Source organism: Streptomyces sp. JLSY215 (assembly GCF_059682825.1).
The window spans coordinates 7,384,594-7,397,209 of the sequence record NZ_CM185022.1 but is presented as its reverse complement, the minus strand read 5'-3'; the positions used below and the strand labels follow the sequence as shown (position 1 = coordinate 7,397,209).

At 70.7% G+C, this 12,616-nt stretch carries 10 protein-coding genes; 2 read left to right on the top strand and 8 right to left on the bottom strand.

Annotation, left to right across the window (positions count from 1 at the left end; genetic code table 11):
* Positions 1-30: 30 nt before the first annotated feature.
* Positions 31-1,863: an AMP-dependent synthetase/ligase gene (locus AC5677_RS32795; protein ID WP_497191505.1), complete on the bottom strand. Its 1,833-nt coding sequence runs from the start codon at positions 1,861-1,863 to the stop codon at positions 31-33.
* A gap of 92 nt (positions 1,864-1,955) precedes the next feature.
* Between AC5677_RS32795 and AC5677_RS32790 the strand changes: the two genes are divergently transcribed.
* On the top strand, positions 1,956-2,711 hold the full coding sequence (locus AC5677_RS32790; RefSeq protein ID WP_497191504.1) for a MerR family transcriptional regulator: 756 nt from the start codon (positions 1,956-1,958) through the stop codon (positions 2,709-2,711).
* Between the two features lie 38 nt (positions 2,712-2,749).
* On the opposite strand, the gene AC5677_RS32785 is transcribed toward AC5677_RS32790, so the two are convergent.
* The 7 genes from AC5677_RS32785 to AC5677_RS32755 all read right to left on the bottom strand — a co-directional run bounded on the left by AC5677_RS32785 (position 2,750) and on the right by AC5677_RS32755 (position 11,171).
* A complete protein-coding gene (locus AC5677_RS32785) occupies positions 2,750-4,954 on the bottom strand; it encodes a 3-hydroxyacyl-CoA dehydrogenase NAD-binding domain-containing protein (protein ID WP_497191503.1) in 2,205 nt (734 codons plus the stop codon).
* Positions 4,955-4,989: 35 nt separating this feature from the next.
* Positions 4,990-6,204, bottom strand: a complete 1,215-nt coding sequence (locus tag AC5677_RS32780) for an acetyl-CoA C-acetyltransferase (RefSeq protein WP_497191502.1) — start codon at positions 6,202-6,204, stop codon at positions 4,990-4,992.
* Positions 6,205-6,315: 111 nt separating this feature from the next.
* Positions 6,316-7,458, bottom strand: a complete 1,143-nt coding sequence (locus AC5677_RS32775; protein ID WP_497196840.1) for an acyl-CoA dehydrogenase family protein — start codon at positions 7,456-7,458, stop codon at positions 6,316-6,318.
* Between the two features lie 27 nt (positions 7,459-7,485).
* Complete coding sequence (locus AC5677_RS32770) at positions 7,486-8,511, bottom strand: LLM class F420-dependent oxidoreductase (protein WP_497191501.1); 1,026 nt, start codon at positions 8,509-8,511, stop codon at positions 7,486-7,488.
* On the bottom strand, positions 8,511-9,668 hold the full coding sequence (locus AC5677_RS32765) for a CaiB/BaiF CoA transferase family protein (RefSeq protein ID WP_497191500.1): 1,158 nt from the start codon (positions 9,666-9,668) through the stop codon (positions 8,511-8,513). The genes AC5677_RS32770 and AC5677_RS32765 overlap by 1 nt, the downstream gene beginning before the upstream one ends.
* 194 nt (positions 9,669-9,862) lie before the next feature.
* A complete protein-coding gene (locus tag AC5677_RS32760) occupies positions 9,863-10,240 on the bottom strand; it encodes an MmcQ/YjbR family DNA-binding protein (RefSeq protein WP_497191499.1) in 378 nt (125 codons plus the stop codon).
* A gap of 478 nt (positions 10,241-10,718) precedes the next feature.
* Positions 10,719-11,171 carry a winged helix-turn-helix transcriptional regulator gene (locus AC5677_RS32755; RefSeq protein WP_497191498.1) on the bottom strand — a complete coding sequence of 151 codons (453 nt, stop codon included), beginning with the start codon at positions 11,169-11,171 and terminating at the stop codon, positions 10,719-10,721.
* A gap of 100 nt (positions 11,172-11,271) precedes the next feature.
* Here AC5677_RS32755 and AC5677_RS32750 point away from each other — a divergent pair, with 100 nt between their 5' ends.
* Entirely contained in the window at positions 11,272-12,561 is a 1,290-nt protein-coding gene (locus tag AC5677_RS32750; RefSeq protein ID WP_497191497.1) for an MFS transporter, read from the top strand.
* Positions 12,562-12,616: the final 55 nt, after the last annotated feature.

Below are 12,616 nucleotides of genomic sequence, written 5' to 3'. Positions count from 1 at the left end.
CGAAGTCCGTCGAACCGTCTGTGCCCAAGGTCACATGGCGTAAAAACGTTGTAGGATCTGACGGTATTTTGCGTGAATTACGCGGCGCCGGAGCTTCAGCGAAGGGGTCAGCTCACCGGTTTCCGGACTCCACTCCTCGCCCAGCAGCAAAAATCGCTTGACCTGCTCCGTGCGGTTCAACCGCGCATTCGCCGCCTCGACGGCCCGCTCGACCTCTTCCCGGACGGCCGGATGCCCGGCCAGTTCCTCGAGCGTCCCCTCGATGCCATGGCGCGCCGCCCAGACCGGAGCCAGCTCCGCATCCAGCACCAGCAGCGCGACCAGATACGCGTGGCCGTCGCCGTACGCCAGCGCCTGCCCGATGAGCGGGTGCTCCTTGAGGGTGTTCTCGACCAGCGCGGGCGAGACGTTCTTGCCCGTGGACGTCACGATCATTTCCTTCTTGCGGTCGGTCAGCCAGAGGAAGCCGTCCTCGTCCAGCCGGCCGATGTCCCCGGTCGCGAACCAGCCGTCGGCGTCGGTCGCCGGCTCCACCGATCCGTCCGGGCGCAGATAGCCCTCACAGACCGTGCGCCCGCGGACCTCGATCTCGCCGTCCTCGGCCGTGCGCACCTCGAGGCCGTCGATCGGGCGGCCGACCGAGCCGAGCCGGAAGGCACCGGGGCCGTTCGTCGTGGACACGCCCACCGTCTCCGTCAGCCCCCAGGCATCCATGATCACAATGCCCAGTCCGGCCCAGAACCGGACCACGTCCGGCGGCATCGGCGCGGACGCGCTGGCGGTCCACACCAGCCGGTCGAATCCGGCCGTCGCCAGCAACGGATCCAGCACCTCGGCCTTGACCTGGGCGTATGCGGCCGCCAGCGCATCCGGGGGCCGCTCGCCGCGCTCCTGGCAGGCCACATACGCGCGGGCCGTCCGGCCGGCCGCCTCGACGGCCGTCCGCCGCTCCTCCGGGAGCCGCGCGAGCGCCGCCCGCACGGCCGCCGCCAGCTTCTCCCAGACCCTCGGTACGCCGAAGAACTGCGCCGGATGCAGCTCGCGCGCCGTCGCGGCGACCGCCGCCGGGTCCGCGCAGAGGTAGACGTGCGAGGCACGGAAGACCGGCAGATAGAGGCCCAGCATCCGCTCGGCGATATGGGCGAAGGGCAGGTAGCAGAGGTGCTCGACGTGGTCGGGCAGCTCGACGGCGGCGTCCAGGGCCGTGGCGTTCAGGAGCACATTGCGGTGGCTGACGACGACGCCCTTGGGGTCGCCGGTGGTGCCGGAGGTGTAGACGACGGTGAGGGTGTCGGCCGCGTCCGCCCGCCGCCAGGCCGCTTCGAACGCCTCGGGGTCGTGCCGCTCGGCGCCCCGGGCGGCCAGCGCGGCGTAGCTCTCGTACGGGCCGGGCCCGCTCGCCCCGTCCTCCTCGACGATCACCAGCTTCTCGAGCCGGGTGGTCGCGTCGTCGAGCAGGGGCCGCCAGCGCCCGAGCTCCCGGGTGCCCTCCAGGACGGCGAGGCGGGCCCGGCTGTGGCGGGCGATATGGGCTATCTGTCCGGGCGCGGCGGTGCCGTAGACCGTGACCGGGATCGCGCCGAGGTGCACCAGGGCGAGGTCGCTGAGCCAGTGCTCGGGGCGGTTGCCCATCATGATGAGGACGATCTCCCCGCGCTGTACGCCGAGCGCGCGGTACCCGGCGGCCAGCTCCGCGACCCGGCGCCGGACCTCTGCCCAGCTCAGCGTGTGCCAGCCGCCTGGCCCCTCGCCGGTGCGCCAGGAGAGCGCGGGCAGCGGGCCGTGGTCCTCGGCGTTGCGCAACAACAGGGCGGGAAGGGTGAGTTCGTCTGCTTTGCCGGGCATGCGAAGGGTCGTGGTCACGGCGGCCTCCTGAGGAGTGAGAGCCTGATCCCCGGACCGAACGGGCATCCGGAAGGTTTCACAAGAGTGGTGAGACAGCAATACTGTTGAACATGATGGAGTCCGCCACCGGCCTTACGGTCGACGAACTGGCCGCCCGTGCCGGCGTCACGGTCCGCACGATCCGCTTCTACAGCACGCGCGGACTGCTGCCGCCGCCCGAGATCGGTCCGCGCCGGGTGGGCCGCTACGGACCGGACCATCTCTCGCGGCTGGCGCTGATCGAGGAACTTCAGCACCAGGGCCTGACCCTGTCCGCGATCGAGCGCTATCTGGCGCAGCTGCCGCCCGATCTGAGCGCCCAGGATCTGGCGATCCACCGTGCGCTGGTGGCGAGTTGGGTGCCGGACAAGGCGGAGGACGCGACCCGGGACCAGCTGGAGCGGCGGGTCGGCCGGGAGCTGACGGAGGAGGACCTGGACCGGCTGGCGGCCATGAGCGTGCTCGTACGGACCGCGGACCCGGGGGTCTTCCAGGTCGATCCGGGCCTGCTGCATCTGGGCACGCGGCTGCTGGACGTACCGATCGCGCTGGAGACGATTCTGGCGGCGCGCACCGTCGTCATCGAGCACACCCGCTCCGCGGCCCGCGAGCTGAGCCGGCTCTTCAAGGACGAGGTATGGGAGCCGTACCGGGAGGGCGGGCCGGACGCGGAGGACATGGCGCGGATGAAGTCGCTGTCCGCCCATATGCAGCCGATGGTCGTGCAGGCACTGGTCACCGCCTTCCAGCGGTCGATGAAGCAGGAACTGCGGGAGTGGTTCAGCGAGAACGACGGGAGCGTCGGGGGCGACCGGGCCGAGGGGTGAGGGACGGGGGCGGGCCGCCCGGCCCGCCCCCGCCTCGTTCAGTCGCTGAACTTCTCGCCCTTCTCGGCCTTCTCGACCAGCAGCGCGGACGGCTCGAACCGCTCGCCGTACGCCGCCGCCAGCTCGCGGGCGCGGGCCACGAAGCCGGGCAGACCGACGAGGTCCTCCCGCCCCGGACCGCCCTGGTAGCCGTTGATGTACTGGATCACGCCGCCGGTCCAGCCGGGGAAGCCGATGCCGAAGATGGAGCCGATGTTGGCGTCGGCGACCGAGGTCAGCACGCCTTCCTCGAAGCAGCGGACGGTGTCCAGCGCCTCGGAGAACAGCATCCGCTCCTGCATGTCGACGAACGGGATGGCGGCGTTCTCCTTGGCGAAGTGCTCGCGCAGCCCCGGCCACAGGCCGATGCGCTTGCCGTCGTCGCCGTAGTCGTAGAAGCCCGCGCCGCCGCTGCGGCCGGGCCGCTCGAACTCGTCCACCAGGCGGTCGATGACGGCGTCGGCCGGGTGCGGCTGCCAGGTGCCGCCGGCCTCCTCGACCGCCCGCCTGGTCTCGTTACGGATCTTGCGCGGCAGGGTGAGGGTCAGCTCGTCCATCAGGGACAGCACCTTGGCCGGGTAGCCGGCCTGGGCCGCGGCCTGTTCGACGGAGGCCGGGTCCAGGCCCTCGCCGATCATCGCGACGCCTTCGTTGATGAAGTGGCCGATGACGCGCGAGGTGAAGAAGCCGCGTGAGTCATTGACGACGATCGGGGTCTTCTTGATCTGCCGTACCAGGTCGAACGCGCGGGCCAGCGCCGCGTCGTCGGTCCGCTCGCCCTTGATGATCTCCACCAGCGGCATCTTGTCGACCGGCGAGAAGAAGTGCAGACCGATGAAGTCCTGGTCGCGCTCGACGCCTTCGGCCAGCAGCGTGATGGGCAGGGTGGAGGTGTTGGAGCACAGCAGCGCGTCGGGGGCGACGATGTGCTGGATCTCCTTGAACACCTTGTGCTTGAGCGCGACGTCCTCGAAGACGGCCTCGATCACGGCGTCACAGCCCGCGAGGTCCTGCGGGTCGGCGGTGGGCGTGATACGCGCCAGCAGTTCGTCGCGCTTGGCCTCGGTCGTACGACCCCGCGACAGCGCCTTGGCGAGCAGGCCCTCGGAGTAGGCCTTGCCCTTCTCCGCCGCGTCGAGGGTGACGTCCTTGAGAACGACCTGCATGCCGGCCCTGGCGCAGGAGTAGGCGATGCCGGCGCCCATCATGCCGGCGCCGAGGACGGCGACCTTCTCGACCGTGCGCGGTTCGATGTCCTTGGGGCGGTTGGCGCCGGAGTTGACGGCCTGGAGGTCGAAGAAGAAGGCCTGGATCATGTTCTTGGAGATCTGGCCCGTGACCAGCTCGACGAAATAGCGCGCCTCGATGGTCTGGGCGGTCTCGAAGTCGACCTGGGAGCCCTCGACGGCGGCCGCGAGGATATTGCGCGGGGCCGGGTAGGGCGCGCCGTTGACCTGCTTCTTGAGGTTGGCGGGGAAGGCCGGGAGGTTGGCCGCGAACTTCGGGTGGGCCGGTGTGCCGCCGGGGATGCGGTAGCCCTTGACGTCCCAGGGCTGCTGCGACTCGGGGTGTGCGTCGATGAACGCCCGCGCCTTGGCGATCAGTTCGTCGGGGGTCTCGGCGACCTCGTGGATCAGTCCGTTGTCCTTGGCCCGGGTGGCGTTGTACTGGGTGCCCTGGAGGAGCACCTTCAGGAGCGCGTCGGTGATGCCGAGGAGGCGGACCGTACGGGTGACGCCGCCGCCCGCGGGCAGCAGGCCGAGGGTGACCTCGGGCAGGCCGATCTTGGTGCCGGGGGTGTCGAGGGCGATGCGGTGGTGGCAGGCGAGCGCGATCTCGTAACCGCCGCCCAGCGCCGCGCCGTTGATCGCGGCGACGACGGGCTTGCCGAGGGTCTCGATGCGCCGCAGATCGCGCTTGATGCCGTTGCCCGCCTCGAAGGCCTGCTGGGCCTGGGCAGGGGTGACGGCGATCAGGTCGCGCAGGTCGCCGCCGGCGAAGAAGGTCTTCTTGGCGGAGGTGAAGATGATGCCGCGGATGCTGTCCCGCTCGGCCTCCAGGCGGTCGGCGACCGTGGTGAGGGAGGCCTTGAAGGCGTTGTTCATGGTGTTGGCGGACTGGTCGGGATCGTCCAGGACCAGGGTGACGATGCCGGTCTCGTCCTGTTCCCAGCGGATGGTCGACGAGGCAGCGGATTCACTCATGGGTGCGTACTCCGTAGTGGGGTGGGACGAGGGGGTCAGAGGCGCTCGATGACGGTGGCGATGCCCATGCCGCCGCCGACGCAGAGGGTGGCCAGGCCGTAGCGCTTGTCCTGCCGCTCCAGCTCGTCGATGAGGGTGCCGAGGATCATCGCGCCGGTGGCGCCGAGGGGGTGGCCGAGGGCGATGGCGCCGCCGTTGACGTTGACCTTGTCCAGGCTCAGGCCCATGTCCTTGACGAAGCGCAGCACGACCGCGGCGAAGGCTTCGTTGATCTCGACGAGGTCGATGTCGTCGATGGTCAGGCCGGCCTTGGCCAGGGCCTTGCGGCTGGCGGGCGCGGGGCCGGTGAGCATGATCGTCGGCTCGGATCCGGAGACGGCGGCGGAGATGATGCGCGCCCGCGGGGTCAGGCCGTAGCGCTCTCCGACCTCCTTGGAGCCGATGGCGACGAGGGCCGCGCCGTCCACGATGCCGGAGGAGTTGCCCGCGTGGTGGACGTGGTCGATCTTCTCGACCCAGTGGTACTTCTGCAGGGCGACCGCGTCGAAGCCGCCCGCGTCACCGATGGCCGCGAAGGAGGGCTTGAGGCCGGCCAGGGTGTCGGCGGTGGTGCCGGGGCGCAGGTGTTCGTCGTGGTCGAGGACGACCAGGCCGTTGCGGTCGCGTACCGGGACGACGGAGCGCTCGAAGCGGCCGTCCTTCCATGCGGCGGCGGCCCGCTCCTGGGAGAGCGCGGCGAACTCGTCGACATCGCGGCGGGAGTAGCCCTCCACGGTGGCGATGAGGTCGGCGCCGATGCCCTGGGGGACGAAGCCGGTCTCGAAGTTGGTCATCGGGTCCGCGAACCAGGCGCCGCCGTCGGAGGCCATCGGCACCCGCGACATCGACTCGACGCCGCCCGCGAGCACCAGGTCCTCCCATCCGGAACGGACCTTGGCAGCGGCCATGTTGACGGCTTCGAGGCCCGAGGCACAGAAGCGGTTCTCCTGGACGCCGGCAACGGTGTCGGGCAGTCCGGCGGCGATCGCCGCGATCCGGGCGATGTCGGAGCCCTGGTCGCCGACCGGGCCGACGACGCCGAGCACGATGTCGTCGATGGCGGCGGGGTCGAGCCCGGGGAAGCGGCGGCGTACTTCGTGGATCAGGCCGACGACCAGGTCGATCGGCTTGGTGCCGTGCAGTGCGCCATTGGCCTTGCCGCGGCCGCGCGGGGTGCGGATCGCGTCGTATACGTACGCTTCGGTACTCAAGTCAACAAGCCTTTCGGATGAGGGGTGAGGCGGGCGGCGGAGGGGGCCCGGGGACCGGGGCCGGGCCGCTGCCGTGCGGATTCGGTCCGGATGCCGTCGGAGGGACCGGGATCAGCCGAGGAGGGAGCGGCCGATGATCTCCTTCATGATCTCGGTGGTGCCTCCGTAGATCGTCTGGATACGGCCGTCGGTGAAGGCCTTGGCCACGCGGTATTCCGTCATATAGCCGTAACCGCCGTGGAGTTGCAGGCACCGGTCGGCGACCCGCTTCTGCAGCTCGGTGGCCCACCACTTGGCCATCGAGGCGTGCACCGCGTCCAGCTCGCCGGCCGAGTGGTCGGCGATGCAGCGGTCCAGGAAGGCGCGGGTGACGGCGCACTCGGTGGCCATCTCGGCTATCTCGAAGCGGATGTGCTGGAGCTTGGCCAGCGGCCGCCCGAACGCCTCCCGCTCCTTGACGTACTGGCTGGTGATCTCCAGCAGGTGTTCTGCGCCAGCGATGGCGGCGACGGCGATGCCCATCCGCTCCTGCGCGAGATGGGTCATCAGATGGATGAAGGCGCCGTTCAGCTCGCCGAGCAGATTCTCCTTGGGCACCCGTACGTCGTGGAAGAACAGTTCGGCGGTGTCCTGGGCCTTCTGGCCGATCTTGTCGAGGTTGCGGCCCCGCTCGAAGCCCTCCATGCCGCGCTCGACGACCAGCAGGCTCAGGCCGTGCGCCCCGCCCTCGGGGGTCGTCTTGGCGACGACGATGACCAGGTCGGCGAGGATGCCGTTGGAGATGAAGGTCTTGGAGCCGTTGAGGACCCAGTGGTCGCCGTCGTCCTCGGCGGAGGTGCGGATGCCCTGGAGGTCGGATCCCGCCCCCGGCTCGGTCATCGCGATGGCGGTGATGATCTCGCCGCTGCAGAAGCCGGGGAGCCAGCGCCGCTTCTGCTCGTCGGTGCCGAGGGTGGTCAGATACGGCCCGATGATGTCGTTGTGCAGTCCGACGGCGAGCCCGGCGGCGCCGGCCCGGGTGAACTCCTCGGCCAGTACGGCGCTGTAGCGGAAGTCGCTCTCCCCGCCGCCGCCGTACTCCTCGGGCACCGCCAGGCCCAGCAGCCCCTGCCGGCCGGCCGCCCGCCAGGCTTCCCGGCTGACGATGCCGTCCTTCTCCCACTGCTCGTAATGCGGCGTCACCTCCTTGGCCAGGAAGGTGCGTACGGTCTGCCGGAAGGCCTCGTGTTGCTCGGTGAAGATCTGGCGCTTCATCTGCGCGGTCATCGCTGCGGGCCCTCCTCAGAGCCAGTTCTTGACGGTTTCGATCAGCTTCGCGGGCTCGGGTCCTATGGGGTGGACGTTGAGCATCGTCACGCCCGCCTCCCGGAAGGCGGCGATGCGCTCGCGGACGTAGCTCTCGGGCCCGCACAGCGACATCAGTTCGCAGAACTCCTCCGGCACGGCGGCCTCGGCCTCGCGCTTCTTCCCGGCGAGGTAGAGCTCCTGGATGGTGTCCGCGGCCTCTTCGTAGCCATAGGCGGCGGCGAGGTCGTGGTAGAAGTTCCGGCCCTTGGCGCCCATGCCGCCGACGTAGAGCGCGATCAGCGGGCGGGCCAGCTCCCGCACGGCCGCGGCGTCCTCGCCGATCGCCAGCAGGCCGCCGGCAACCGTCTGCAGTGGCCCGAGCGCCGGGTCGCGGCGGGCGGCGCCCTCGGCCAGCGCGGCGCCCCACACCGCGCCCGCCTTCTCCGGGATGTAGAGGGCGGGCAGCCAGCCGTCGGCGACCTCGGCGGTCATCCGGACGTTGGCGGGGCCGAGCGCCGCGACGTAGACGGGGATCTCGGGGCGCACCGGCCGGGTGAGGATCTTCAGCGGCTTGCCGAGCGTGCCGCCCTTCTCCTTCGGCAGCGGCATATCGGTGATGCCGTGGTGGTCGATGATCTCGCGGCGCCAGATGCGGCGGCACAGGTCAATGGTCTCGCGGGTGCGGCCCAGCGGTTTGTCGTACGGCTTGCCGTGCCAGCCCTCGACGACCTGCGGGCCGGAGGCACCCAGGCCGAGCAGCGCCCGGCCGCCGGAGACGGCGTCGAGCCCGGCGGCGGTCTGGGCGATCAGGGCGGGGGTGCGGGAGTAGACGTTGAGGATCGCCGAGCCGATCTTGGCGCGTTCGGTGCGGGCGGCGAGGAAGCCCATGATGGTCGGCGAGTCGAAGCCGTAGGCCTCGGCGACCCAGATGGCGTCCAGTCCGGCGGATTCCAGGGCGGCGACCTCTTCGGCGGCCCGGCGGGGGTCGCCCGCGTACTGGAGCGTCGTGGCGAGTTCCATCAGCTGTCCGCCTCCTGCGGCGCGGTGCGGGCCGGGCCGGCGGCCAGGCCCGGGAGCTGCCAGTCGCGGGCGATCTCTTCGGCGTCCGCGCCGGGCCGCGCGGGCGGTCTGCGCACCGTCCCCGGGGTGTGCGAGAAGCGCGGCGCGGGTGCGGGCTGGCTGATCCCGCCGTGGTCGACGAAGGTGCCGCGGGCCGCGAGATGGGGGTGGTGCGGGGCCTCGCGCAGGGACAGTACGGGCGCCACGCAGGCGTCGGACCGCTGGAAGACGGCGGTCCATTCGTCGCGCGTACGGGTCTTGAAGCGGGCGGCGATGGCGGTACGCAGCTCGCCCCAGGCGGCGAGGTCGTCGCGGCTGGGTGCCTCCTTCTCGATGCCGAGCAGGCGGATGAATTCGGCGTAGAAGCGCTTCTCCAGCGCGCCGACGGCCATATAGCCGCCGTCCGCGGTCTCGTACGCCCCGTAGAACGGCGTCCCGCCGTCGAGCAGATTGGCGCCGCGCCGGTCCTGCCAGCCGCCGGCCGCCAGCATGCCGTGGATCATCGCCGTCAGATGGGCCGTGCCATCGACGATCGCGGCGTCCACGACCTGGCCCCGGCCGCCCTCGGAGCGGGCGTGCTGGAGCGCCGCGAGCACGCCGATGACCAGATAGAGGGAGCCGCCGGCGTAGTCGCCCACGAGGTTGGCGGGGATGGCGGGCGGGCCGTCCGGCGGGCCGATCATGCCCAGGGCGCCGGTGATGGCGATATAGCCGATGTCGTGTCCGGCGGTGTCGGCGAGCGGCCCGCCCTGTCCCCAGCCGGTCATCCGTCCGTAGACCAGCCGGGGGTTGCGGGCCAGGCACTCGTCGGGGCCGACGCCGAGCCGCTCGGCGACGCCGGGGCGGTATCCCTCGACCAGCACATCGGCCCGCTCGGCCAGATCGAGGACCTGAGCCACCCCTTCGGGTGCCTTGAGGTCCACCAGCACCGAGCGTTTGTTGCGGTTGGTGACGTCGTACGCCGGGTCGATGCGCAGCCCGGCGCCTCCGGGCCGGTCGACCCGGACCACATCGGCGCCGAGATCGGCCAGCAGCATGGCCGCGAACGGACCGGGGCCGATACCGGCGAGTTCGACCACTCGCACCCCGCTCAGCGGGCCGTTACCTGACTCTGCCATCGCGCCCCCGGTCCTTCCGCCGCACTTCGAAAGCCACTGTGACACTTCTGATGTAACACTCGCGATGTTAAGAACGTGTTCCACTTTCCACAAGCCCCCCGGACCAAGTGCCGACCACCGGAAAAGGCCCGCGCCGACGATGCTCGATCACCATCGCCGTCACGGGCCTTTGCGCGCCTGCTGCCGCTGCGCCGCTATCCCCCGTCGAGCTCGGCGATGAGCTTCTTCGGGGCTATGACGCGATAGGACTCCTCGGTCCAGTCGCAGAGCAGCTCGGCGGCCGGAGCGGCCTGCTCCGCCAGCGAAATCCGCACCCAGCCGGCCTTGCCCAGGCCGTAGCCTGCGGGCTCGGCGCCGGGCGAACTGAGCGCATGGGCATGCGCCTCCGGGGCCTTCAGCTTGACCGTGATCCCCGGCCGGCAGCCGGCGTCACCGGCGCCGAGGAAGACGAAGACCTTCTTGTTGACCTTGATGACGCTCTCGCCCCACGGAAACTCCTCCACCGCCCCGGGAAGCCCCAGCGCGAACTTGCGCACCCGTGCCCGTACCGCCGCCGGACCCGCCTTCGCCATGAGCTCCTCCACGTCCGCGCCCCCTCCCGCACCGCCCGCGATGCCCCTGCCGACGTGTCCCACGCACGCCCGGCCCATCGCATTCCACGCTAACCGCGACCACTGACAACGGCCCGCGGAGCGCCGGACGCAGGGCCGACGGAGGGACACGGCGCCCGGATCGCGGCCGCAACCGGCCGCCGGTCCGGTCGACTTGGGGCACCGGCAAGAACCGTGTCACCAGCCGCAATCGCGGCGTTCAGCCCAGCTCGTCACCCGTTCGGGCGCAGGGAAGTCCATACGGCTTCGGCGATCGGGGCTCAGCGAGGACGACGGCGACCGTGTCACGGGCGCCGATGGATGGCATGGATGGCGAGGAACCGGTCGCGCGCTGGGCGCTGCTGAAGGAGGGGCAGGCGCTCGTGCCGGGCAAGCGCGGTGGGACTCGGCAGGGGACCCGGCGAGACTCGGGGGACCGGCCCCCGGTCTCCGGCTCGGATCACCGGGTGGAGATCTTGTGGACGGTGGTGTCGTCGGGGTTCAGCCGTCGCCCGTCCGCGGACAGCACTTCCAGTGCGCGGAGGCGATGTCCCTGTCGGCGGTCGACCAACTGTGAGTGCGGTTCACCAGGTGCGAAGAAGTTCTCTTCGCCCCACTGCCGCAGGGCCACGATGACGGGGAAGAGCGCCTTGCCCTTCGGAGTCAGGACGTACTCGCGGTAGGCGCTGCCGTCCGAGGCGGGGACGGATTCGAGGACTCCTCCGGCGACCAGGGTGCGCAGACGCGCGGTGAGGATGTTCTTCGCCACTCCGAGGCTGCGCTGGAACTCCCCGAAGCGCCGGCTTCCGTCGAAGGCGTCCCGCACGATCAACAGGGACCACCAGTCGCCGATCGCGTCCACCGACCGGGCGACAGGGCATTCGCTGTCGTCGAAACGCTTCCTGGTCACCATGGCGTCCCTCACTCCCTCACACGCTGGTTGCAACATGCCACCAATAAGTCTACCGTCATCATCGGTAGCAAGATGAAACCAGATATGCGGAGGAGTGCCGATGCCCGGCAACTGTGCGGCCGTAACACGACGGACCGAGCCCCGAAGCGGGGAAGGGTCCGCGTTCGTCCTGTCCCATGGCCTCGTCATCCTGTTCGCCGTCGCCGCCGGGGCCGCGGTGGCCAATGTCTACTTCTCCCAGCCGCTCCTGGTGACCATGGGCCACGACCTCGCCATGAGCCCGGCACTCGTCGGCAGCGTGGTCACCCTCACGCATGTCGGCTACGGGCTGGGACTCTTCTTCCTCGTGCCACTGGGCGATGTGGCCGACCGCAGACGGGTCATCGTCGTCCAGTTACTGCTCCTGGTGGTGGCGCTGGCCGTGGTGGCCGCCGCCCACACGGCGACGATCCTGCTCGCGGGCATGGCCGCGACGGGGCTTCTCGCGGTCGTCACGCAGACATTGGTGGCCTTCGCGGCCTCACTGGCCCCTCCCGCCGGGCGCGGACGGGTCGTCGGTCTGGTCACCAGTGGTGTGGTCATCGGGATCCTGCTCGCCCGCACCGCATCCGGCCTCATGGCCGATCTCGCGGGCTGGCGCTCCGTCTACCTCGCCTCGGCATCGCTCACCGCTCTGCTCGCCCTGGTCCTGTACCGAGCGCTGCCGCGCCGCAGTGACGCTCCGCCGGCGACCCTGCGCTACGGACAGCTCCTGCGCTCCACGATCACCCTCTTCGCACGGGAACGGCAGCTGCGGCTCCGGGCCTTGTTCGGTCTGCTGATCTTCGCCGCCTTCAGCACCCTGTGGAGCAGCGTCGCGCTGCCGCTCAGCGCGGCCCCCTACTTCCTGCCCCACAGCGCGATCGGGGCGCTGGGGCTGATCGGCGTCGCCGGCGCCCTGGCCGCGACCGTGGCGGGCCGCCTGAACGACCGCGGACTCTCCCGTCGGACCACCGGCATCGCCCTGGCGCTGCTCGCCGCCTCGTGGGTGCCCTTGGCCTTCACCCGCAGCTCGTTCTGGGCCCTGGTCGTCGGGGTGATCCTTCTCGACCTCGCCGTGCAGGCGGTCCATGTCACCAACCAGACCCTGATCTACGCGCTGCACCCGGACGCGGGCAGCCGGCTGATCGGCGGATACATGGTCTTCTACTCGATCGGCAGCGCCACCGGCGCCATCGCCGCGACCTCCCTCTACACGGTGGCAGGCTGGGGCGCCGTATGCGCACTGGGTGCCGCGTTCAGCTGCCTCGGGCTCGTGCTGTGGGCGTTCACCCGGCACAGCACCCCGGCCCCCGCCGCCGAGGTGACCTCTCACAGCGAGGCCCGAACGATCTCGTCGAACGTTGAGTGACGGGCGCGCCCCAGGTCAGAGGTGTGTGCGGCCCCGTCGGGCAGTGGGTGACACG